A 21,944-nucleotide genomic window follows, 5' to 3' on the forward strand; every position below is an offset into this window, starting at 1 on the left:
GCGGGACATGCTCCGGCTCACAGCTCCGCAACGCGGATGAGCACCTTCCCCACGGTCGCGGCTTCGACTGCGTCGTGGGCGGCGGCGGTCTCCTCCAACGGGAACCAGGTCAGCGGCAGGCCGGCGTCTTCACCCACCGGTAGTGCACCGTCCTCCAGTGCGTGCGTGATGTCGGCGACCGCGGCATCCAGAGCCGGTTCTCCGACGGTGTAGAGCAAGACTCCCTGCACACGGATGTTCTTCGCGAAGGTCGGACGGATCGGCATGCTGAAGCTGTCGCCGTTGTCGTCGGCGTAGAACGCGATGACCGCGTGGCTGGCCGCGACCTCCGCATCGACCGCCGCGTTCGTGGCGAGCGACACCTCGACGATCTGGTCGACGCCGTCGGGTGCGACCTCGCGGATGTTCTCGACGAGGTCGCCCTGCGTGTAGTCGATGACGTGATGCGCGCCGGCTGCGCGGGCGAGCTCCGCCTTGGCGTCGGAGCTGACGGTGGTGATCACCGTCGCGCCGGCCCAGCGGGCCAGCTGGATCGCGGCATGCCCGACGGCTCCGGCGCCTCCCGCGACGAGCACGGTGCGTCCGGCGAGCGCTCCGGGCGCCAGGCGAGCGGGCCCGTCCTCGTGGACGGTGAGTGCGCGGTGTGCCGTGACGGCGGGAACGCCGAGACTCGCGGCGGCCGCGAAGTCGATGCCCTCGGGGAGCCGGATGGCGCGGGATGCCGGTACCACCGTGTACTCCTGCGCGGTGCCCGTGGGGCGCTGGTGCTGCGCGAGGTGCACCCACACGCGATCGCCGACGGCGAGTCCCTCCACCCCGTCTCCGACGGCATCGAGGATGCCCGCCCCGTCCTGGTTCGGGACGGTCTCGGCGAACGACGCCCGCGCCGTGCCGCCGGCGCGGGACTTCCAGTCGGTCGGGTTCACGCCCGAGACGGCGATGCGCACGCGCACCTCGCCGGGTTCGGGAGCCGCGATCTCGCGGTCGACGAGGGACAGGACGTCGGAGGCGCCCGGGGTGCGGTAGACGATGGCCTTCATGTGGAGCATGAACCGACCGTAGCGCGCGGGCATTCCACGACCGCGGGATGCTCTGAGAGGCTTTCGGTGTGATCGAGACACTCCTGGGCCTGGTGGTCGCCCTCCTCGTGGTCGCTCTCACCACGGTCGTCGGCCGGTGGGCGGGGATCGCGGCGCCCATCCTCATGGTCGCCGTCGGCGTCGGCGGGAGCTTCCTGCCGGTCTTCGACGACTTCGTCCTCGACCCGGAGTGGATCCTCCTCGGCATCCTGCCGCCGCTGCTCTACTCGGCAGCCGTGTCCATGCCGGCCATGCACTTCCGGCGCGAGTTCGGAGCGATCGCGGGGCTGTCGGTGTTCCTCGTCATCGGGACCGCGCTCGCCCTCGGGCTCTTCTTCATGATCGTGATCCCCGACCTCGGTTTCGCGTGGGGCGTCGCGCTCGGCGCCATCGTCAGCCCGACCGACGCCGTCGCGACGTCGATCATCAAACGCACGCCGGTCTCGAAGCGCGTCGTCGCGATCCTCGAAGGCGAGAGCCTGCTCAACGACGCCACGGCGCTCGTGCTGCTGCGGACGGCGATCGCCGCGGCCGCGGCATCCTTCTCGTTCTGGGGTGCGGTCGGCACGTTCGCCTACGCGGTCGTCATCGCTGTGATCATCGGTGCCGTCGTCGGCTGGCTGAACCTGACCGTTCGTCGCCGGGCGACGGATCCGACCGTGAACACCGTCCTGTCGTTCACCGTGCCGTTTCTGGCCGCGATCCCGGCCGAGCTCCTCGGGGCGTCGGGCCTCGTCGCCGCCGTCGTCGCGGGCATCATCACAGGTGTCCGGGGACCGCGCGTGTTCTCGGCGCGCAACAGGCTGTCGGACGCGCAGAACTGGCGCACGATCGAGCTGATCCTCGAAGGGCTCGTCTTCCTCTTCATGGGGCTGCAGCTCACGACGATCATCTCGGACGTGCAAGCCGTGCATGCCGGTGTGGCGCCGGCGCTCCTCGTCGCGGCGGGCGCATGGCTGCTCACCATCGTGGTCCGCGCGGCGTACGTCGCGCCGCTCCTGGCGCTCCTGTCCGCGAACGCGCGACGCGTGCGGCGGCTGCAGCCCCGACTCGAGACCATCGCTCAGCGGCTCGAGAGCGAGGAGGGCGAGAAAAAGCTCGTCGACGCCTTCGCGCGCCGGGGCAGAACGGTCTCGCGCGACACGGTCCGCCGCTTCGGACCGCGCGTGACCCGGGGGCTGGCGGACATCCGCTACTTCCAGGAGGCGCCCTTGGGGTGGCGAGAAGGGGCCCTCGTCGTGTGGGCGGGCATGCGGGGTGCGATCACGCTGGCCGCCGCGCAGACGCTGCCTGAGGGCACGCCGCAGCGGTCGGTCCTCATCCTCGTCGCGTTCGCGGTCGCCGTCGTCTCGCTCGTCGGGCAGGGAGCCACGGTCGCCCCCATGGTCACGGCCCTCACGTCCGCCGGGTCGCAGGAGGAGACCCGGCAGCGCGAACACGAGGAGCGTCGTCACATCCTCGAACTCCTCCGCGACAGCGCCGCGACCGTTCCGCCCGCCGAACGACGGGCGGACGCGGACCGGTCCCAGATCTTCGAGGTCGAGAGCGCTCGACGACTCGAGGTGTTGGCCGTTCAGCGCCGCGTGCTCCTCGATGCGCGCGACAGCGGGACCTTCGACGCCGACGTCCTCGCGCACGAGCTCGCCGTCATCGACGCGTCGCAGATCGCGATCGAGCTCCGCTCCGACCGAGCCTGATCCGGGTCAGCGTCCGAGCGTCCGCGCGATGTCGTCCACGTCGCGCAGGTCGTTGAACACGTGGAGTGCGACGCGGGCGTTGCCCGCCCGGCTCGACGCGACGATCCCCGCCTCCCGCAGACGCGCGATATCGGCCCCGGCCTCGTCCCGCCACGTCACGATGGGCGTCGCACGGATGGGCTGCGGCAGCCCCAGGCGCGACCTCAACGCCGCGGCGAGCGCGGTGACCTCGTCGCGGAGGGCGGCCGGATCCGCGTCGGCGAACAGCGCGAGCGCGGGCTCCGCCCCGACGAAGGCCTGCCACGCCGGCGAGACGTCGAACCGTCGAGCGGATGCCGCCAGGGCCGCGTCCCCGCCGTAGCAGGACGCCCACGGGTCGGTTCCCGCGTACCACCCGGCCTGGCGGGGGAGGATCGAGGCCGCGAAGTCCTCGGTGACCGTGAGGAACGCGACGCCGCGCGGCGCGCACAGCCACTTGTACGAGTGGCAGACGAGCGCATCGAAGGCGCCGGCGGCCACCGGCATCCATCCGACGGCCTGCGTCGCATCGCACAGGGTGCGCACCCCGTGGGAACGGGCGGCGGTGACGATCGCGTCCGCGTCGGCCACTGCTCCCGTCGCGGACTGAACGATCGAGAAGGCGACCATCGCGTCGCCGGGCTCGATCGACGCGGCGAGCGCCTCGAGGGGGACGGTGCGCACCGTGATGCCGCGACCGGCGTGAACGAAGGGCAGAACGAGCGAGGAGAACTCCCCGTCCGGGCAGACGACGACCGCACCGTCGGGGAGGGAGGCCGCGAGCAGGCTCACCATCGCCGACGTCTGGGCGCCGAGGGCGACGAACTCCGGCGAGACCCCGACGAGTCGCGCGAACGACGCACGGCACCGCTCGGCCACCGCGGCGTAGCGGACGGGGTCGGGCAGTGCGTCGAGGTCGGCTCGAACAGCGGCGCGGGTGGCGCGGGTCGGGATGCCGGCGGTGCAGGCCGCGACGTATCCGCGCGCATCGGGGAACGCGGCACGGACGTCGGCGGGGGAGAGGGCCATGCGTCCATCGTCCCGACATCCGTGAGAGTGCACCATGGCAGGTATTGCATCTAGTCCATGACGTCGCGTTATATATCGGTGTGCCGTCTTCGTTGCCCGACCTGTCCGTCGCTGAGCTCCGCATCGTCAAGGCGGTCGGCGACGCAGGGTCGGTGACCGCCGCCGCGGCCGCGCTCGGCTACAGCCAGCCGGCGGTCAGTCAGCAGATCCGCCGGCTCGAATCACGTCTGGGCATGCCGGTCGTCGAGCGCGTTGGCAGGCGTATGAGGCTCACCGAGGCCGGTCGCATCCTCGCCCGTCACGCTGCGTCGATCACGACGGCTCTCGGCGCCGTGGCCGGCGAGCTCGCCGACTTGAGTGGCGGTCGGACCGGCACCGTCCGCTTGGTCGGATTCCCGTCGGCGTCGCCGACCGTCCTGCCACGGCTCATGCGGCGCCTCGCAGAGACCGACCCCGGCGTCTCGCTCACCTACGTCGAAGCCGAGCCGCCCGAGGCGGTCGCCGCCGTCCGTGCCGACCGTGCCGACATCGCCCTCACATTCAGCCACCCCGGCGACGGGACCGACGCTCACGGCGACAGCATCCGCGGGCTCGACGCCCGACGGATCGGGGAGGAGGATCTGTTGCTGATCCTGCCCGAGGGGCATCCGCGCGCCTCCGACGTGATCGTCGACATCGAGACCCTCGCCGCGGACGACTGGATCGCAGGATGCCCCCGGTGCCGCAGCCATCTCCTCGACTCGTGCTCTCGTGCGGGCTTCACCCCGCGCATCCGGTTCGAGACCGACAACGTCGCGGCCGTCGAGCAGCTCGTCGCCCAGCGGGTCGGCGTCGCGACGCTCCCGCGGCTCGCCGTCGCATCCTTCCCGCTCGTCGAGGGCATCCTTACACGGCCACTCGCGTCACGCGACAGACGTGAGCTCCACGCCGTGTCCGCGCGCGGCGCGGCGCGGGTGCCGGCCGTCGCGACGGTCCTGCGGCACCTCGCCGACGCGGTCAGGGACATGGCGGCATCCGGCCCGGAAGCGCCCGGCGCCGAAGTAGGGTGAGCCGCATGCATCAGCGCCCTCTCGCCGCCACCGGCCGCTCCGTGTCCACCATCGGTCTCGGCACCTGGCAGCTCGGAGCGGACTGGGGTGATGTATCCGAGGCCGACGCCCTCGAGGTCCTCGCCGCGTCCGTCGAGGCCGGGGTCACCCTCTTCGACACCGCCGACGTGTACGGAGACGGTCGCAGTGAGTCGCTGATCGGCAGGTTCCTGGCCGCGCACCCGGGCCACGGTGTGACCGTGGCGACCAAGATGGGTCGTCGCGTCGCGCAGGAGCCCGAGAACTACACCCCCGAGAACTTCCGCGCGTGGACGGACCGATCGCGGGCGAACCTCGGCGTCGACACCCTGGACCTCGTGCAGCTGCACTGTCCGCCGTCGGCCGTCATCGACGCCGACGAGACGTACGACGCCCTCGACGCCCTCGTCGCCGACGGAGCCATCGGGGCCTACGGCGTCTCGGTCGAGACGTGCGATCAGGCGCTGTCCGCCATCTCGCGCCCCGGTGTGACGAACGTGCAGATCATCATCAACCCGTTCCGGCTCAAGCCGCTCGACGAGGTGCTGCCCGCCGCAGAGGCGGCCGGCGTCGCCGTGTTCGCCCGTGTTCCGCTGGCCTCCGGCCTCTTGAGCGGGAAGTACACGAGCTCGACCTCGTTCGCGGGCAACGACCACCGTTCCTTCAATCGGAACGGTGAGGCGTTCGACCGCGGGGAGACCTTCTCGGGCGTCGACTACGACACCGGGCTCGTCGCCGCAGACGAACTCGCCGCGGCCCTCCCCGACGGGGTGTCGCTGCCCGCGGCATCCCTCGCCTGGATCGCGTCCCGCCCCGGCGTCACGTCCGTCATCCCGGGGGCCCGGACGACGACGCAGGCCCGCAGCAACGCCGCCGCCGGGTCGATCGATCCCGCCGACCTCGACACTTTCGCCGCCGCGGTCGTCGACGTCTACGACCGCAGGCTCCGCGCCGACATCCACCCGCAGTGGTGACTGCCGGGGTGGGGATGCCGCCCGCCGCCCGGGGCGCGACGTCGCTACCGTGACCACATGATCGTCAACGTCACCGGAGTCCTGTACCGCTGGGAGTCGCGGAGGGACGACTGGTACTTCATCCCGCTGCCCGAAGAGGTGAGCGCCGATATCCGCGAGGTGCCGCGTCCGGGGCGTGGGTTCGGATCGATCCCCGTGGAGGTGACCATCGGCTCCTCTCGGTGGCGGACGTCGATCTTCCCCGACGCCGGCCGCGGGGTGTACGTGCTCCCGCTGAAACGGTCCGTGCGCGAGCGGGAGGGCATCTCCGACGGCGACGCGGTCCGTGCTCGCCTCGACGTGTTCGACGGCTGAGCCGATGCTCGGCCTGTTCACCGATGCGCCCAGCCCTGTCGCGCTCGTCGCCGTTGCGCTCGCCTACGCCTGGCTCCTCGTCGTGTCGATCGCTCTGGCCCTGATCGACGCGCGAACGCATCGTCTGCCCAACGCCTGGGTCCTGCCCGGGTACCCGGTGCTCGGCGGACTGCTGGCGATCGCGTGTCTGGCGGGCGCGCCGTGGTCGTCCCTGCTGCGCGCAGCGGTCGGAGGCGCGGTCCTGTTCGCGTTCTATCTGCTGCTCCGTGCTGCGGGTGGGGGTATGGGCGGGGGAGACGTGAAGCTCGCGGGCGTCCTCGGCATCGCACTCGGATGGGCGGGCTGGTCGGCGCTCGCCGTGGGCGCCTTCGCCGGCTTCGTCTTCGGCGGTCTGTACGGAGTGATCCTTCTCGCGACGCGGAGGGCCGGCCGGCGCACCGCCGTCGCCTTCGGGCCGTGGATGCTGCTCGGCGCCTGGACGGGCATCGTGTTCGGCGGAGCGATCGCCGACCGCGTCGGGCTCTGAGCCGGCGGATGCCAGATCCCCCGTCGCGGCGCAAGGGTCTCCGACCGGCATCCCTCCGTCAGTAGCGTGAGGGGATGGCCGACCGTACGAAGACCCCGCTCGTCCCGCGCCTGATCGCGAAGGCGCTGTCCTGGCGGATCGTGCGCGCGTACCTGCGGTACAGCGAGCGTCGCGGTCCCCTCCTCGCCGACAGCGTCACCTACCGCACCCTCTTCAGCGTGTTCGCCGGGGTCCTGCTGGGCTTCTCGGTGGCGGCGTTGTGGCTCGCGGGGAACCCGCAGGCGTGGCAGGGCCTCATCGACGCCGTCGACAGCGTCATCCCCGGCCTCGTCGGCGAGGACGGCATCATCAAACCCGAGAGCCTCAGCCAGCCGGTCGCGTTCTCCCTCGCGGGCGCGGTGTCGCTCGTGGGTCTCGTGATGGCGGCCATCGGGGCGATCGGATCGCTCCGGACGGCCCTGCGCACCCTGGCCGACAAGGTGCATGACGACACGCTCTTCTTCATCGTCCTCGCGCGGAACCTGGTCCTCGCCATCGTGATCGGCGCGGGGCTCGCCGCCGCCGCCGTGGCGACCGTCCTCGGTACGGCGGGAGTGGGGCTCGTCTCGGAGTTCGTCGGGGTGTCCGCCGACAGTCCCCTCACCGTGGGAATCAGCGCCGGGGTCGGCATCCTCGTCACCTTCATCCTCGACACCGTCGTCGTCGCCCTCCTCTTCCGCGCGCTGTCGGGCGTGCGCGCCCCCGCTCGCGCCCTCTGGGTCGGCGCGCTCATCGGCGGGTTCGGGCTGACCATCCTGCAGCAGTTGTCGAGCCTGTTCGTGGGCGGCGCGGGGTCCAACCCGCTGCTGGCCTCGTTCGCCACGCTCATCGCCCTGCTCCTGTGGATCAACCTGTCGTGCCAGGTGATCCTCATCGCCTCGTCCTACATCGTCGCCGCGACGCTGGAGAGCGAGGATCGCGTGCGACGGGTCCACGGAGCGACGACCCTCATCGAGCGCCGTGTGCAGACCGCCGAGGATCAGGTGAAGGCAGCGGCCGACGAGCTCCACGCCGCGCGCGAAGCGCTCGCCGCCGAGCGGGCCGGGTGAGGCCCGGCGTCACGACCGCATCACCGCTGTGTGAACTCTGACGCATCCACTCGATGCCGCCGTGCGGGGTGTGTACCGTCGAAGCGTGAAGAACCAGCGCCTTCAACCGAGTCACCCCATCGCCCTCGCCCCCGTCCAGGCACCCGAGCCCACGGTCGACGGTTTCGTGACGCAGTTCCTCCGCAACCTCAACAACGGCCGTGGGGTCGCCCTGTCGACGTCGACGGCGAACGATCGCTACTTCGCGCTGGCCGCCACGGTCCGCGACTACCTCATGGCCCGCTGGCTCGAGGACGTCCGCCGCCAGCGCACGATCCAGTCCAAGGGCGTCGCCTACCTGTCGGCGGAGTACCTCCTCGGTCGTCAGCTCGACAACAACCTGCTCGCGACGGGCCTCACCGACATCGCCGACGAAGCGCTCGTGGCGTGCGGCCTCGATCTCGAGGATGTCCGCGCGATGGAGGTCGAGCCCGGGCTCGGCAACGGCGGCCTGGGACGGCTCGCCGCGTGCTTCATCGACTCGCTCGCGACCCTCGGCGTCCCGAGCGTGGGCTACGGCATCCGCTACGAATACGGCATCTTCCGGCAGACGTTCGTCGACGGGGAGCAGGTCGAGCAGGCCGACTCGTGGCTCGCGCTCGGCTCGCCCTGGGAATTCCCGCATCCCGAGGCCGCGCAGACGATCTCGTTCGGCGGCTACACCGAGACCTACGACGACGGGGGCGTCGAACGGACCCGGTGGGTGCCGGCGTGGAACGTCCTCGCTGTCCCCTACAACTACATGGTCCCCGGCTATCACAACGGCCGCGTCAACACGCTCCGGCTCTGGAGTGCGCAGGCCACGCAGGGCTTCGACCTCCGCGTGTTCAACGCGGGCGACTACCAGGAGGCCGTCCGCGCGCAGACCTACGCCGAGAACATCTCGAAGGTGCTCTACCCCGAGGACTCCACGCCGCAGGGCAAGGAGCTGCGGCTGCAGCAGCAGTACTTCTTCGTCGCGGCATCCATCAGCGACTTCGTGAACCTCATCCTGCCGGCCGACTTCGACCTCGCGAACCTCCCCGACCGCGTCATCTTCCAGCTCAACGACACGCACCCCGTCATCGGCGTGCCCGAGCTCATGCGCGTTCTCGTGGACGAGAAGAAACTCGAATGGGATGCCGCGTGGCAGATCACGCAGCAGTGTTTCGCCTACACGTGCCACACCCTTCTGCCCGAAGCGCTCGAGGTATGGCCGGCGGACTTGCTGGGCCGGCTGCTGCCCCGCCACCTCGAGATCATCTACCGGATCAACGACGAGTTCCTCGAGGAGGTCCGCGAGCGGTTCGGCGACGACGCGGAGCGGATCCGGCGGATGTCGATCGTCTCGCCCGACGGTGCGATCCGGATGGCGTACCTCGCCACGGTCGCCGGATCGAAGGTGAACGGCGTCGCCGAGCTCCACTCGCAGCTGCTGCGCGAGAAGGTGCTGCCGGACTTCGACGAGTTCTACCCCGGCAAGTTCACCAACGTCACGAACGGCGTGACGCCGCGCCGCTTCGTGCGTCTCGCGAACCCCGGGCTCTCGCGGCTCATCACCGATACGATCGGTGCCGGCTGGCTCACCGACCTCGACCGGCTGCGCGAACTCGAGGAGTACGCAGACGACGCCGAGTTCCGCTCCGCCTTCCGGGCCGTCAAGGCCGCGAACAAGCGGACCCTGGCACGGACTCTGGCTGAGCGCGACGGGCTGACGGTCGCCGATGATCATCTGCTCGACGTCATGGTCAAGCGGCTGCACGAGTACAAGCGGCAGACGCTCAAGCTCCTCCACATCATCACGGAGTACGACGCCATCGCCTCGGGACGGGTCACGGCCGATCAGGTGACGCCCCGGACCTTCGTCTTCGGCGCCAAGGCGGCGCCCGGCTATGCGATGGCCAAGCGGATCATCCACCTCATCAACGCGGTCGGCTCGGTCGTCAACGACGACCCGCGCGTCGAGGGTCGCCTCGCGGTACTGTTCCCGCCGAACTACAACGTCACCCTCGCCGAGCGCGTCGTCCCCGCCGCCGATCTGTCGGAGCAGATCTCGCTCGCCGGAAAGGAGGCGTCGGGAACAGGCAACATGAAGTTCGCTCTGAACGGCGCGCTCACGATCGGCACCGACGACGGCGCGAACGTCGAGATCCGCGAACTCGTCGGCGACGACAACTTCTTCCTCTTCGGGATGGCCGAGCCCGAGGTCGCCGATCTCCAGGCGCGCGGGTACCACCCGATCGATTTCGTCCGCGCAGACGAGAACCTGTCGCGCGCACTCGATCTCATCTCCTCCGGGGCGTTCTCGGGCGGTGATGCGTCCGTCTTCGAGCCTGTCGTGTCGAACCTGGTCCATCACGACCCGTTCATGGCCCTGGCGGACTACACCGATTACATCGCGGCGCAGAAGCGCGTCGACGCCCTGTACGCCGACCAGGATGCCTGGACGCGCGCCGCGATCCTGAACGTCGCGCGGTGCGGCTTCTTCTCGTCGGACCGGTCGATGCGCGACTACATCGACCGCATCTGGCACACTCCGCCGATCGTCTGAGCCCGGGGATATCACCGGCTCGGCGCGCTGACAAGGCGTCCCGGGCCGGTGCGCTCCCGCGATTAGAGTCGGATCCGGAGGTACAACAATGGCTATTGCACGACTTCACGGCGGCCCGCTCGACGGCCAGGTCATCCCGCTCGAGGAAGACACGGATCGGCTGATCCTGCCCTACAGCGAGACGCAGATCACGTACGAACGATCGGGCGCCGACGAGAACACGGGGGAGGGCGACGGCCCGACATCCGCGGACTTCCACTTCGTCGCCTCCCAGGACGACATCGACCCGTCCGCAGACGAGCGCGACGACCGATCGACCCTTGACGACTGAGCCGGAGCACTCGCTCGAGATCGAGCGGACCTACGACGTCGACGCCGGGACGCCTCTGCCCGATTGGGCACGGCTTCCCGGCGTCGCCGTCGTGGGCGCGCCTGAGCCACGCGAACTCGACGCGCACTACCTCGACACGGCGGAGGGCTCGCTCGGTCGGGCTCGTGTCGCCCTGCGTCGCCGCAGCGGCGGCCCGGACGAGGGGTGGCACATCAAGCGGGTGACGCCCGAGGGTAAAGCCGAGTCCCGGTGGCCCCTCGACGCCGGCGACCCCGAGAACATCGTCGTCCCGCCGGCGATCGAGAGCGTCCTCGCCGAGATCGCCGAGCCGCCGTTCCCACCCCTTGCGCGGATCCGGAACTCCCGGACGGCCTACGCCCTGCTCGACACCGCCGGCGGGCTCCTCGCCGAGTTCGTCGATGACCGCGTCACCGCGACGGATGTCCGCCGGGGTGTCGACACCACCTGGCGTGAGTGGGAGCTCGAGCTGGGTCCTGCGGCGCCGACGGATGCCGCTGCCCGCGACGCGCTCTTCGACGCGGCCGACCTGTTGGTCCGTGCCGTCGGGGGAGAGGTCTCGACGTCGGGGTCCAAGCTCGAACGCGCCCTCGGGCTCTGACCGCAGCGCTCGTTAACGCACTGACGCCGCCCCCGGCTTCGTTCGGGGCGGCGTCAGTCGTGATCGTCAGGTTACTGAAGACCCATGCGTTTCGATAGGTCTTACCCGATGATCAGAGGTTGATCATGTGGCCGGCGAGGCCGTGGAACGCCTCCTGCAGGCCCTCGGAGAGCGTCGGGTGCGTGTGCACGTTCCGTGCCGCCTCCAGCGCGGTCAGGTCCCACTTCTGGGCGAGGGTGAGCTCGGGAAGGAGTTCCGACACGTCGGGGCCGATGAGGTGACCGCCGAGGAGTTCGAGGTGCTCGGCATCCGCGATCAGCTTCACGAAACCGACCGGCTCGCCGAGGCCGTTGGCCTTGCCGTTGGCCGAGAAGGGGAACTTCGCCACCTTGACGTCGTAGCCGGCGTCGCGAGCCTGCTGCTCCGTGAGGCCGAACGAGGCGACCTGCGGCGAGCAGAACGTCGCGCGGGGCATGTTGCGGTAGTCGCCGAGCGTCTGGGTCTCCGCCTTGCCGATGGTCTCGGCGGCGACGACGCCCTGCGCCTCGGCCACGTGGGCGAGCTGCAGCTTCGCTGTGACGTCACCGATGGCGTACACGCCCTCGACGTTCGTGCGCATGTAGTCGTCGATCTCGATCGCGCCGCGCTCGGTGAGCTTCACACCGGTCTTGTCGAGGCCGAAGCCCTCGACGCGGGGGGCGAAGCCGATAGACATGAGGACCTTGTCGGCCTCGATCTCACCCTTCGCGCCGTCAGCGTTCGCCGAGTACGACACGGTGACCTTGTCGCCGGAGTCGACGACGGACTCGACCTTGGTCGAGGTCAGGATGTCGATGCCGTACTTCTTGTACTGACGCTGGATCTCCTTCGAGATCTCGACGTCCTCGTTGGGCAGTGCGCGATCGAGGAACTCGATGATCGTGACCTTCACGCCGTAGTTGCTCATGAAGAACGCGAACTCCATGCCGATGGCACCGGCGCCCACGATGACGATCGAGTTCGGAAGCTCACGGGTGAGGATCTGCTCCTCGTACGTGACGACGTTCTCGCTCAGGGTGACGCCCGGAAGCAGGCGCACGGTCGAGCCGGTCGAGATGATGACGTTGTCGGCCGTGACGGTCTCGGTCGAGCCGTCGGCCTTCGTGACCTCGATCGTCTTCGCGTCGACGAAGGAGCCGCGGCCCTCGTACTCGGTCACCTTGTTCTTCTTCATGAGGAAGTGGATGCCCTTGACGTGGGTGTCGGCGACCTTGCGGCTGCGATCCCACGCGACCCCGAAGTCGAAGTTCACGTCGCCGCTGATGCCGAACAGGTCGGCCTTGTGGGTGAAGGTGTGAGCGAGGTCGGCGTTCTTCAGAAGAGCCTTGGAGGGGATGCAGCCGACGTTGAGGCAGACACCGCCCCAGTACTTCTCTTCGATGATGGCGGTGGACAGTCCGAGCTGTGCGGAGCGGACGGCCGCGACATAGCCGCCGGGGCCGGCACCGAGGATGACGACGTCGTAGTGAGGCATGTCCCCAGCCTAGTCCGCCGCGGGTGCCCTCACTCCTTCGTCGCACCGCGTCGACCACGGACGATCGCGACCGCGATGACGACGCCGACGGCTGTGAAGATGATCGCTCCGCCGACCGCGTACGGGACGGCGTTGAAGCCCTCGGAGGACCCTTCCGACTGCTCGGCGAGGGTCTCGCCGCACTGCTCGACCGCTGAGACCTTGCCGTCCTCTCCGACCGAGAACGTGTACTCGTCCGAGATCGGGTGGCCGTCGCTCGAGACAACCCGCCACTGCACGAGGACGGCGCCCTCGACCGGGCCGCTGATTGCCTGCGAGACGGTGTTGCCGTCGACCGTCGGCTCGCCGGCCGCGATCGTCGAGCACGCCTCGTCGTAGACGGCGAACTGCGTTGCCCCGGGTTCCGTCGACGGCGCATCGCTGAACGTGAGGGTGATGCTGTCCGGGGTGGTGCCCGCGATCTCGTCCGCCTTCGGGTCCGACGAGAGCAGTTCGTCGTGAGCGGATGCCGCGGGTGCCGGAGCGAGCAGGAGGAGGGCGGCGACCGTCGCGGCGACGACACCCGCGCGCCGCGAGGTGAGGCGTGTGGTGGAGAACATGCGCGTGAGGTTAGTCCGCGTGATGCCCCCGTCCGCGGGCCTGTCGTCGGCGGCGGGACGCCGCTACTATGCGGCGGTCTGTTGCTCCTCCTTGTGCGCCGGGCTCTCCGTGCGCGAGGCTACGCAGGCGGGGTTGCGATCGTCGCCCGGACGAGACGCGACAAACGCCGTCGGCGTGCGTCGATCCGTGGTGCTCGGCCACCGGGAGCGTGACCGATCGGTTACTGTGGAAGAAGGAGGACATCGTGGACGACACTCAGCGACCGAACGGCGACATCCATCGTGGTGCCGAGACGTCGGCGCACCCGCGGCTCGTGGACTCGACGCAGACCTTCGGGCATGACTCCGACCTTTCTTTCGTGCCGTTCGGCGCCGAACTGACGGCCGCCGAGGTCGAGGCGATCAACGCCTTGCCGGCACGTGCAGCCCTGCTCATCGTGCGTTCCGGCCCGACGGCCGGGGCGCGTTATCTGCTCGACACCGACGTGACGACGGTCGGGCGGCATCCTGAGGCCGACATCTTCTTCGATGACGTCACCGTGTCGCGCCGTCACGCCGAGATCACCCGCACGGGAGCGACGTTCGAGCTGATCGATCAGCGCTCGCTCAACGGGACCTACGTGAACGGCGAGCGCGTGGACCGCGCGACACTCACCGACGGCGCGGAGGTCCGGGTCGGCAAGTTCCGCCTGAACTTCTTCATCGCACCCGCCGAGCGGGCGATCAGCGCGTGAGTTCGGCCGCCGCCACCCGGGGACGAGCAGCGCCCTCGGGGTCATTGAGCATTGGTCAGGTCCTCGCCCGGTTGAGTCCGGAGTTCCCCGCCCTCACCGCCAGCAAGCTCCGCTTCCTCGAGGTCCAGGGCATCGTCACTCCCGTCCGCACGGACTCCGGTTACCGCAAGTTCTCCGCTGCCGACGTCGAGCGCCTGCGCACCGCCCTGACGATGCAGCGCGACTTCGGCATCCCGCTCGCGCGGATCCGCGAATACCTCGAGGAGCACGGTGACGAGGCGTCCCCGGCGCCGCCGGCATCGATCGTCCAGACGTCCCGGCGCTACCGACGGGATGAACTCATCACCGCAGCCGGTGCCACGGCCACGCTGATGAACGAGGCGGTCTCCGCCGGGCTGATCGGCCCGTCCGACTCGTTCGACGAGCGAGCACTCGGCATCCTCCGTTCCCTGGTCGCTCTGAACGCCCACGGCATCCAGCCCCGCCACGTCCGCACGATCCGTCAGAGCGTGGAACGCGAGGTCTCTCTCATCGAGAGCGCCATCGCTCCGCTCCTGCGCCGGACGGACGCCGGATCGCGCGCGCAGGCGAGCGAGACGGCCCCGGAACTCGCGCGTCGGCTGGAGGAGATCCGCCAGGTCTTCGTCAGCGCCGCGCTCGAACGCCTGACGCCGTGACCGGCGTCCGCGACACGCCGACACCCGGGAGCCGGATGTCGTTGCCGGAGGCCGTTCCCTCCTTTAGCGTGGAATCACCACTCACCTGCAGGAGGCCTCGATGACCGCGCACGACGCGCTGGGCGAGCAGAAGTTCTCGACAGAACTCCTGTTCACCGACGGCCTCCCCGAGATGGACGACGAAGTCGGTTACCGCGGTGCCCAGGCGGCACGGGCCGCCGGCATCACCTACCGTCAGCTCGACTACTGGGCGCGCACCGAACTCGTCGAACCCACCGTCCGCGGTGCGAGCGGTTCCGGGTCGCAGCGGCTCTACGGCTTCCGCGACATCCTGGTCCTCAAGCTGGTCAAGCGTCTGCTCGACACCGGCATCTCGCTTCAGCAGATCCGCATCGCCGTCGATCAGCTCCGCGCCGCGGGCATTCGCGATCTCGCGGGGACGACCCTGATGAGCGACGGCGCCTCGGTGTACCTGTGCACGTCGAACGACGAGGTCATCGACCTGGTCAGCCGCGGCCAGGGCGTCTTCGGGATCGCCGTGGGCAAGGTGCTGCGTGAAGTCGAGACCACTCTGGTCGACTTCGACGCGCAGCAGCCCGAGCAGACCGACGAGCTCGCCGCTCGTCGCGCCGCACGCTCGGCCTGAGGCCGATCCGGATGCCGTGAGGCATCCTCGTCCCTACGACTGGCGTGCTCAGGCGGGCGACGACGCTGTTCCGGCGACCGGGATGCGGCCCGTTCGGACGATCCGGTCCAGGAGCGAGTCGAAGTCGGCTGCGAGCTCCTGCGCGGAGTCACCGGGCCAGATGTGGAGCGGCTTCGCCGCGCCCTGCGCCTGCTGCAGCGAGGTGCGCTCCGGGAGCTGGGGGCTGAGGACGAGCGGCCCGAACATGTCGCGAAGTTCCTTGATCCGGAACTGGTGCTCGATCGACTGCGGGCGCACCCGGTTCACGACGATGCCGAGGGGCTGGAGCCGGGGGGACAGACCGCGGCGGATCTCTTCGATCGCGCGTAGCGCACGGTCGGCCGCAGCCACCGAGAAGAGTCCGGGTTCCGTGACGACGACGACACGGTCGGATGCCGCCCATGCCGTACGCGTGAGCGCGTTAAGCGACGGTGCGCAGTCGATGAGGACGAGGTCGTAGTCGGCCTCGATGGTCGCGAGCGCCTCTTCGAGCTTCCACACATCGCGGACGCTCGGGTGCGGGCCGTCGAAGTTGATGGCGGACGGGCTGCCGATCATCACGTCGATCGTGCCGGGGTGGACCTTCGCCCACCCGCTCGAGGTGATCGCCTGACGGACGACCTTCTCTTTGGGGTTGGCGAGGACGTCGGCGACGTTGAGTCGCCCGGCGACCTGGATGTCCATGCCCGTCGACACGTCGGACTGCGGGTCCAGGTCGACGACAAGGGTCCGTACCCCGCGCGCGAACGCCGCGGAGGCGAGGCCCAGGGTCACGGTCGTCTTGCCGACGCCACCTTTGAGGGAGCTGACGGAGAGTACGTGCACAAGGCTCAACGTTACCGTCCCCTAGGCTGTGAGGGTACTCAGCCCGTACCTCGGTGGCCCCAGCGCAGCGGCCCCGCACCTGACAGAGGTGAAGAGCATGTTTCGCAAGATTCTGGTCGCCAATCGCGGAGAGATCGCCATCCGCGCATTCCGTGCCGCGTATGAGCTGGGTGCTCGGACCGTGGCCGTCTTCCCCTACGAGGACCGCTACTCGCTGCACAGGCTGAAGGCGGACGAGGCCTACCAGATCGGCGAGGTCGGGCATCCCGTGCGGGCCTACCTCGACGTCGACGAGATCATCCGCGTCGCGCTCGAGTGCGGTGCCGACGCGATCTACCCCGGGTACGGATTCCTGTCCGAGAATCCGGAGCTCTCGGCGAAGGCCGCCGCGCACGGCATCGCCTTCATCGGCCCGTCGTCCACCGTCCTCGAGATGGCGGGCAACAAGGTCACCGCCAAGCAGCGCGCCATCGCCGCGGGCGTTCCAGTGCTCCGATCGACGGACGCTTCGGATGACATCGACGCTCTCATCGCGCAGGCCGGTGAGATCGGCTTCCCGATCTTCGTCAAGGCGGTCGCCGGGGGCGGTGGACGCGGGATGCGGCGCGTCGAGCACCCCGACGCTCTTCCGCCTGCGTTGTCCGAGGCCATGCGCGAAGCCGGCAGCGCCTTCGGCGACGCCCGCGTCTTCCTCGAGCAGGCCGTCCAGCGGCCGCGCCACGTCGAGGTGCAGATCCTGGCCGACAAGGCGGGCGAGACGGTGCACCTCTTCGAGCGCGACTGCTCGGTGCAGCGCCGCCACCAGAAGGTCGTCGAGATCGCTCCCGCGCCGAACCTGGCCGACGAGGTCCGTCACCGCCTGCACGCCTACGCCGTCGCCTTCGCCGAATCGATCGGGTACGAGAACGCCGGCACGGTCGAGTTCCTGCTCGAGACGGCGGGACCCCGCACCGGCGAGGTCGTCTTCATCGAGATGAACCCGCGCATCCAGGTCGAGCACACCGTGACCGAGGAAGTGACCGACGTCGACCTCGTGCAGTCGCAGATGCGCATCGCCGCGGGGGAGACGCTCGAGGCCCTCGGCCTCCGCCAGGATCAGATCCAGCTGCGCGGCGCCGCACTCCAGTGCCGCATCACCACGGAGGACCCCGCGCACGGCTTCCGTCCCGACACCGGCAAGATCACGACCTACCGGTCCCCGGGCGGCGCCGGCATCCGTCTCGACGGCGGAACGACCGCAGCGGGGTCGCAGATCAGCCCCCACTTCGACTCGATGCTCTCGAAGTTGACCTGCCGCGGCCGCGACTTCGAGGCCGCCGTCGTCCGCTCGCGTCGCGCCCTGGCGGAGTTCCGCATCCGCGGGGTGTCGACCAACATCTCCTTCCTCCAGCGGGTGCTAGACGACCCGGCCTTCGTCGCCGGCGACCTCAGCACGGCGTTCATCGACGAGCGCCCCGAGCTCGTCCTCGGACGCGAGTCGAAAGACCGCGGCTCGAAGATCGTGTCCTGGCTCGCCGATGTCACGGTGAACCGCCCCAACGGAGACAGCCCCGTCCACACCGATCCGAGCGCGAAGCTCCCCGTCGTGGATCTCGACGCCGAACCAGTCCCGGGATCGCGACAGCGGCTGCTCGAGCTCGGCCCTCGCGGGTTCGCCGAGGCACTCCGTGCGCAGCCGGGCCTCGCGGTGACGGAGACGACATTCCGCGACGCGCACCAGTCGCTCCTCGCGACGCGGGTGCGGACGAAGGATCTCGTGCGCGTCGCCCCGCACGTCGCGCGGCTCACGCCGCAGCTCCTCTCGGTCGAGGCCTGGGGCGGGGCGACGTACGACGTCGCGCTCCGCTTCTTGGGCGAGGACCCGTGGGAGCGGCTCGACGCACTCCGGGCGGCGCTCCCCAACGTCGCCATCCAGATGCTTCTGCGCGGACGCAACACGGTCGGGTACACGCCCTACCCCACGAAGGTCACCGACGCCTTCGTCGCGGAGGCCGCGGCATCCGGTGTCGACATCTTCCGCATCTTCGACGCGCTCAACGACGTCGCTCAGATGCGCCCCGCCATCGAAGCGGTCCTCTCCACCGACACCGCCGTGGCCGAGGCGGCCGTCTGCTACACCGGCAACCTCCTCGACCCCGCGGAGGACCTCTATACGCTCGACTACTACCTGCGTCTGGCTGAACAGGTCGTCGAGGCCGGTGCCCACATCCTGGCGGTGAAGGACATGGCGGGTCTGCTGCGTCCGGCCGCCGCGACGAAGCTCGTCACGGCTCTGCGCGAGCGCTTCGACCTGCCCGTCCACGTGCACACGCACGACACCGCAGGCGGTCAGCTCGCGACACTCCTCGCTGCCAGTGCCGCAGGCGCGGATGCCGTCGATGCCGCCGCCGCGCCGATGTCGGGCACCACCAGCCAGCCGTCGCTCTCGGCACTCGTCGCTGCGCTGGCCGACACGGACCGCGACACCGGTCTGGATCTGCAGTCGGTCTCGGACCTCGAGCCGTACTGGGAGGCGGTGCGCAACCTCTATGCACCCTTCGAATCGGGCTTGCCGGGGCCCACGGGCCGCGTGTACCACCACGAGATCCCGGGCGGTCAGCTCTCGAACCTCCGGCAGCAGGCCATCGCCCTCGGGCTCTCGGAGGACTTCGAGCTCATCGAGGACATGTACGCCGCGGCGAACCGCATCCTCGGGCGTGTTCCGAAGGTCACACCGTCGTCGAAGGTCGTCGGCGATCTCGCCCTGCACCTCGCGGCGGTGAAGGCCGACCCCGCGGACTTCGAGGCGAACCCCCAGAAGTACGACGTGCCCGATTCGGTCGTCGGCTTCATGGCCGGCGAGCTCGGAGACCTCCCCGGAGGATGGCCCGAGCCGTTCCGTTCCAAGGTCCTCGCGGGCCGCTCCGTCAAGACGGGAGTCACGGAGATCTCCCTCGACGACACGGCCGCCCTCGACGCCGACTCCGCCACGCGCCGCGACAAGCTCAACCGCTTGCTGTTCCCGGCACCGACCAAGGCGTTCCACGAGGTCCGCGAGACCTATGGCGATCTGAGCGCGCTCGACACGATCGACTACCTCTATGGGATGCGTCCGGGCCAGGAGCATGTCGTCGAGATCGAGCGGGGAGTCCAGCTCTACGTCGGCCTCGAGGCCGTCGGCGAGGTCGACGACAAGGGGATGCGGACCGTCATGGCCACCCTCAACGGCCAGCTTCGCCCGGTAGCCGTGCGCGACCGCTCCGTCGCGGTCGAAGCGCGCCAGGCCGAGAAAGCCGACACATCGAAGCCCGGTCAGGTGGCGGCGCCCTTCTCGGGCGTCGTCACGATCAAGACCGACGAGGGGGCGAAGGTGCGAGCCGGCGAGCCCGTGGCATCCATCGAGGCCATGAAGATGGAGGCCGCCATCGCGGCCCCCGTGGACGGCGTCGTCGAGCGTGTCGTGATCGCCGCGACGGCTCAGGTGGAGGCGGGAGACCTTTTGCTCGTCGTCCGTCCTGCGGACTAACCTGGTGCGTCGGGCTTTTCGAGCCCCGAGATCCACCAGGAGTGACCCCCGTGATGCGTGAGCGCGACAACGAGACGTCGGACGACGTCGACAACGGTGTGCTCGAGCGCACCGACAACCTCGAGACGACCGGCATCGGCATCGTCGACGGGACGACCGCGCAGATCGACCTCGCGCTTCCGTCACTCTCGGACGACGACGACTACGTCGACGATGAGGACTACGTCGATGGCGGGGACGCCGGTCCGGTAGCCGACGACGGTGCGGCCGACGGCATCTCGGTCGCGCACGGTGACGAGACTGCCGCGGACGATCAGCCGATCGCCGGTGCGGAGATCTCCGATGCCGAGGTGTCCCCTGCTGAGGTCATCGCGGAACCCGCCTCGGGCGAGCCAGCCGAAGAGCCGACCGGCGCCGTGTCCGAGGGCGATGTCGTCGACGCCGAGGTCGTCCCGGCCGCGACGACGACCGCCGTGTCCGCGCAGACGGGCTCGACCCGACGCGCCATGCACCACGCCGCCGGCGACAAGCACGCGCTGGAGCGCGTCCGCGGCGCACGGGTCGAGGAGGAGCCGCTGCAGTCGCGACGCCTCGACCAGCTCGGCGCCGACCGCGAGAGCCCCGAACTGCTCACCGCCGACCGACTCATCGACCGGTCGCGCGTCGCCGCGTCCGAGCCCGAGGGGCTCTGGCAGCGCCTCGTCTACGGCGCCACCGCGCGCCGCGTCATCCTCGCCGACAGCCCCCGCGTCCGCGCCCGCAAGGAGCTTGACCGTCGCATCTCGGCGCCGCTCACCGGTGGCGCCAAGTTCGTCCCCGTCCTCTCCCGCAAGGGCGGTGTCGGTAAGACGAGCGTCACTACGCTGCTCGGCATGGCCCTCGCCGACGCGCGCGAGGACCGGGTCATCGCCGTCGACGCGAACCCCGATCGCGGCACACTTGCCGAGCGGATCGAGCGAACCAGCGGCAAGACCGTGCGCGACCTCGTCCGATCGCGCAACGAGGTGACGGGTTTCAACGACCTGTCCGCGATCGTCGCGCGCGACGAGACACGACTGGACATCCTGGCCTCCGACGCCGACCCGCATCTGTCGGAGGCATTCAGCGACCGCGATTACCACGACGTCGCCGCCATCGCCGCGCATTACTACTCGATCGTCCTGACCGACGGCGGTACGGGCATCGTCCACTCCGTGATGGATGCGACCCTCGAACTGGCCGACCAGCTGCTCATCGTGGCCGGTCGTAGCGTCGACGAGGCGAAGCTCGCGTCAGAGACCCTGTCGTGGCTGGAGTCGAACGGCTACGCCGAACTCGCCCGCAGCGCGGTCGTCGTCCTCAACACGTCCCGTCCCGGTGCGAGCCTGGTGCGCCCGAGCGAACTCGAAGCGCATTTCCGCACCCGCGTGCGCGCGGTCGTGTCGATTCCGTACGACGCTCACATCGCGACCGGGGGGCCGATCACGTTCCGCGATCTGTCGGCATCGACGCGGCTCGCGGCGCGTGAACTCGCCGCCGTCGTGGTCGAGGGCTTGCGCCCCGCCGGGGTGGTGCGCTGATGCCGGTCCGCCCGATCCGGCTCTTCGGCGACCCGGTCCTCCGGAGCGTGTGCGCCCCGATCGACGAGATCGACGAGGGGGTGCGTCGACTCGTCGCCGACCTCGTCGACTCCGTCGCCGAGCCGGGTCGTGCCGGTGTCGCCGCCCCGCAGATCGGTGTAGGGGTCCGGGCCTTCAGCTACAACGTGGACGGCGTCATCGGATACGTCCTGAATCCCGTCCTCGAGGTCTCCGGCGATCCGGCGCCCACGGGGGAGGGATGCCTGTCCGTCCCCGGTCTCTGGCATGACGCGATCCGGCACCCGTGGGCGCGGGTCACGGGCATGGACCTCAGCGGCGACGAGGTCGTCATCGAGGGGGAGGGGCTGCTCGCACAGGCGCTCCAGCACGAGTGCGACCACCTCGAGGGCACGCTGTACCTCGACCGCCTTCCGAAGGATGTCCGGCGACAGGCCATGCGCGAGGTGCGGGAGTCCGACTGGTTCTGACCGCTGAT

At 69.9% G+C, this 21,944-nt stretch carries 20 protein-coding genes; 15 read left to right on the forward strand and 5 right to left on the reverse strand.

Features of this window, described 5'->3' with window-relative positions:
* Nucleotides 1-17 precede the first annotated feature (17 nt).
* Entirely contained in the window at nucleotides 18-1,040 is a 1,023-nt protein-coding gene (locus ABCU91_RS07695; RefSeq protein ID WP_413355388.1) for an NADPH:quinone reductase, read from the reverse strand.
* Nucleotides 1,041-1,108: 68 nt separating this feature from the next.
* Here ABCU91_RS07695 and ABCU91_RS07700 point away from each other — a divergent pair, with 68 nt between their 5' ends.
* A complete protein-coding gene (locus tag ABCU91_RS07700; protein WP_413353318.1) occupies nucleotides 1,109-2,776 on the forward strand; it encodes a cation:proton antiporter in 1,668 nt (555 codons plus the stop codon).
* 6 nt (nucleotides 2,777-2,782) lie between these two features.
* Here the strand turns inward: ABCU91_RS07700 and ABCU91_RS07705 are convergent, their stop codons facing one another.
* Nucleotides 2,783-3,823, reverse strand: a complete 1,041-nt coding sequence (locus ABCU91_RS07705; protein ID WP_413353319.1) for an aminotransferase class V-fold PLP-dependent enzyme — start codon at nucleotides 3,821-3,823, stop codon at nucleotides 2,783-2,785.
* Between the two features lie 80 nt (nucleotides 3,824-3,903).
* Between ABCU91_RS07705 and ABCU91_RS07710 the strand changes: the two genes are divergently transcribed.
* The 8 genes from ABCU91_RS07710 (at nucleotide 3,904) to ABCU91_RS07745 (ending at nucleotide 11,351) form a co-directional block, all read left to right on the forward strand.
* Complete coding sequence (locus ABCU91_RS07710) at nucleotides 3,904-4,872, forward strand: LysR family transcriptional regulator (RefSeq protein WP_413353320.1); 969 nt, start codon at nucleotides 3,904-3,906, stop codon at nucleotides 4,870-4,872.
* Nucleotides 4,873-4,877: 5 nt separating this feature from the next.
* Entirely contained in the window at nucleotides 4,878-5,864 is a 987-nt protein-coding gene (locus ABCU91_RS07715) for an aldo/keto reductase (RefSeq protein ID WP_406924514.1), read from the forward strand.
* Nucleotides 5,865-5,921: 57 nt separating this feature from the next.
* The gene (locus tag ABCU91_RS07720) at nucleotides 5,922-6,218 is read left to right on the forward strand and encodes a DUF1905 domain-containing protein (RefSeq protein WP_406924513.1); all 297 of its coding nucleotides are present in this window, start codon (nucleotides 5,922-5,924) and stop codon (nucleotides 6,216-6,218) included.
* A 4-nt stretch (nucleotides 6,219-6,222) separates the two neighbouring features.
* Nucleotides 6,223-6,744, forward strand: a complete 522-nt coding sequence (locus ABCU91_RS07725; protein ID WP_413353321.1) for a prepilin peptidase — start codon at nucleotides 6,223-6,225, stop codon at nucleotides 6,742-6,744.
* Nucleotides 6,745-6,818: 74 nt separating this feature from the next.
* The gene (locus ABCU91_RS07730; RefSeq protein WP_406924511.1) at nucleotides 6,819-7,832 is read left to right on the forward strand and encodes a YihY/virulence factor BrkB family protein; all 1,014 of its coding nucleotides are present in this window, start codon (nucleotides 6,819-6,821) and stop codon (nucleotides 7,830-7,832) included.
* An 85-nt stretch (nucleotides 7,833-7,917) separates the two neighbouring features.
* On the forward strand, nucleotides 7,918-10,401 hold the full coding sequence (locus tag ABCU91_RS07735) for a glycogen/starch/alpha-glucan phosphorylase (RefSeq protein WP_413353322.1): 2,484 nt from the start codon (nucleotides 7,918-7,920) through the stop codon (nucleotides 10,399-10,401).
* Between the two features lie 88 nt (nucleotides 10,402-10,489).
* A complete protein-coding gene (locus tag ABCU91_RS07740; RefSeq protein ID WP_091352663.1) occupies nucleotides 10,490-10,732 on the forward strand; it encodes a response regulator in 243 nt (80 codons plus the stop codon).
* A complete protein-coding gene (locus ABCU91_RS07745) occupies nucleotides 10,722-11,351 on the forward strand; it encodes a CYTH domain-containing protein (RefSeq protein ID WP_413353323.1) in 630 nt (209 codons plus the stop codon). Before ABCU91_RS07740 ends, ABCU91_RS07745 begins: the two co-directional genes overlap by 11 nt.
* A 112-nt stretch (nucleotides 11,352-11,463) precedes the next feature.
* Here the strand turns inward: ABCU91_RS07745 and lpdA are convergent, their stop codons facing one another.
* Together lpdA and ABCU91_RS07755 are read right to left on the reverse strand one after the other, a co-directional pair.
* Entirely contained in the window at nucleotides 11,464-12,864 is a 1,401-nt protein-coding gene (gene lpdA / locus ABCU91_RS07750) for a dihydrolipoyl dehydrogenase (RefSeq protein WP_406924508.1), read from the reverse strand.
* 29 nt (nucleotides 12,865-12,893) lie between these two features.
* Nucleotides 12,894-13,463 carry a copper resistance protein CopC gene (locus ABCU91_RS07755; protein WP_406924507.1) on the reverse strand — a complete coding sequence of 190 codons (570 nt, stop codon included), beginning with the start codon at nucleotides 13,461-13,463 and terminating at the stop codon, nucleotides 12,894-12,896.
* Between the two features lie 245 nt (nucleotides 13,464-13,708).
* On the opposite strand from ABCU91_RS07755, the gene ABCU91_RS07760 reads away from it, so the two are divergent.
* The 3 genes from ABCU91_RS07760 (at nucleotide 13,709) to ABCU91_RS07770 (ending at nucleotide 15,520) form a co-directional block, all read left to right on the forward strand.
* Nucleotides 13,709-14,197, forward strand: coding sequence for an FHA domain-containing protein (locus ABCU91_RS07760; protein ID WP_065572210.1), 489 nt, complete (start codon nucleotides 13,709-13,711; stop codon nucleotides 14,195-14,197).
* Nucleotides 14,194-14,874, forward strand: a complete 681-nt coding sequence (locus ABCU91_RS07765) for a MerR family transcriptional regulator (RefSeq protein ID WP_406924506.1) — start codon at nucleotides 14,194-14,196, stop codon at nucleotides 14,872-14,874. The genes ABCU91_RS07760 and ABCU91_RS07765 overlap by 4 nt, the downstream gene beginning before the upstream one ends.
* Before the next feature lie 100 nt (nucleotides 14,875-14,974).
* The gene (locus ABCU91_RS07770; RefSeq protein ID WP_406924505.1) at nucleotides 14,975-15,520 is read left to right on the forward strand and encodes a MerR family transcriptional regulator; all 546 of its coding nucleotides are present in this window, start codon (nucleotides 14,975-14,977) and stop codon (nucleotides 15,518-15,520) included.
* 48 nt (nucleotides 15,521-15,568) lie between these two features.
* On the opposite strand, the gene ABCU91_RS07775 is transcribed toward ABCU91_RS07770, so the two are convergent.
* Nucleotides 15,569-16,384, reverse strand: coding sequence for a ParA family protein (locus tag ABCU91_RS07775; RefSeq protein WP_406924504.1), 816 nt, complete (start codon nucleotides 16,382-16,384; stop codon nucleotides 15,569-15,571).
* Between the two features lie 97 nt (nucleotides 16,385-16,481).
* Here ABCU91_RS07775 and ABCU91_RS07780 point away from each other — a divergent pair, with 97 nt between their 5' ends.
* From ABCU91_RS07780 to ABCU91_RS07790, 3 genes are read left to right on the forward strand one after another with little or no spacing between them, the layout of a single operon-like run.
* The gene (locus ABCU91_RS07780; RefSeq protein ID WP_413353324.1) at nucleotides 16,482-19,889 is read left to right on the forward strand and encodes a pyruvate carboxylase; all 3,408 of its coding nucleotides are present in this window, start codon (nucleotides 16,482-16,484) and stop codon (nucleotides 19,887-19,889) included.
* Nucleotides 19,890-19,942: 53 nt separating this feature from the next.
* Complete coding sequence (locus ABCU91_RS07785; protein WP_413355389.1) at nucleotides 19,943-21,448, forward strand: MinD/ParA family protein; 1,506 nt, start codon at nucleotides 19,943-19,945, stop codon at nucleotides 21,446-21,448.
* A complete protein-coding gene (locus tag ABCU91_RS07790; protein WP_413353325.1) occupies nucleotides 21,448-21,936 on the forward strand; it encodes a peptide deformylase in 489 nt (162 codons plus the stop codon). The genes ABCU91_RS07785 and ABCU91_RS07790 overlap by 1 nt, the downstream gene beginning before the upstream one ends.
* Nucleotides 21,937-21,944 lie beyond the last annotated feature (8 nt).

It is taken from the genome of Microbacterium phoenicis (assembly GCF_047302325.1).
In the GTDB taxonomy this organism is placed as follows: domain Bacteria; phylum Actinomycetota; class Actinomycetes; order Actinomycetales; family Microbacteriaceae; genus Microbacterium.

Excerpts from the sequence above, each read along its gene's own strand:
- ABCU91_RS07720 (WP_406924513.1), top strand. The coding sequence starts at position 5,922 with ATGATCGTCAACGTCACCGGAGTCCTGTACCGCTGGGAGTCGCGGAGG.
- ABCU91_RS07770 (WP_406924505.1), top strand. The coding sequence starts at position 14,975 with ATGACCGCGCACGACGCGCTGGGCGAGCAGAAGTTCTCGACAGAACTC.
- ABCU91_RS07785 (WP_413355389.1), top strand. The coding sequence starts at position 19,943 with ATGCGTGAGCGCGACAACGAGACGTCGGACGACGTCGACAACGGTGTG.
- ABCU91_RS07705 (WP_413353319.1), bottom strand. The coding sequence starts at position 3,823 with ATGGCCCTCTCCCCCGCCGACGTCCGTGCCGCGTTCCCCGATGCGCGC.
- ABCU91_RS07755 (WP_406924507.1), bottom strand. The coding sequence starts at position 13,463 with ATGTTCTCCACCACACGCCTCACCTCGCGGCGCGCGGGTGTCGTCGCC.
- ABCU91_RS07780 (WP_413353324.1), top strand. The coding sequence starts at position 16,482 with ATGTTTCGCAAGATTCTGGTCGCCAATCGCGGAGAGATCGCCATCCGC.
- ABCU91_RS07790 (WP_413353325.1), top strand. The coding sequence starts at position 21,448 with ATGCCGGTCCGCCCGATCCGGCTCTTCGGCGACCCGGTCCTCCGGAGC.
- ABCU91_RS07740 (WP_091352663.1), top strand. The coding sequence starts at position 10,490 with ATGGCTATTGCACGACTTCACGGCGGCCCGCTCGACGGCCAGGTCATC.
- lpdA (WP_406924508.1), bottom strand. The coding sequence starts at position 12,864 with ATGCCTCACTACGACGTCGTCATCCTCGGTGCCGGCCCCGGCGGCTAT.
- ABCU91_RS07695 (WP_413355388.1), bottom strand. The coding sequence starts at position 1,040 with ATGAAGGCCATCGTCTACCGCACCCCGGGCGCCTCCGACGTCCTGTCC.
- ABCU91_RS07730 (WP_406924511.1), top strand. The coding sequence starts at position 6,819 with ATGGCCGACCGTACGAAGACCCCGCTCGTCCCGCGCCTGATCGCGAAG.
- ABCU91_RS07725 (WP_413353321.1), top strand. The coding sequence starts at position 6,223 with ATGCTCGGCCTGTTCACCGATGCGCCCAGCCCTGTCGCGCTCGTCGCC.
- ABCU91_RS07715 (WP_406924514.1), top strand. The coding sequence starts at position 4,878 with ATGCATCAGCGCCCTCTCGCCGCCACCGGCCGCTCCGTGTCCACCATC.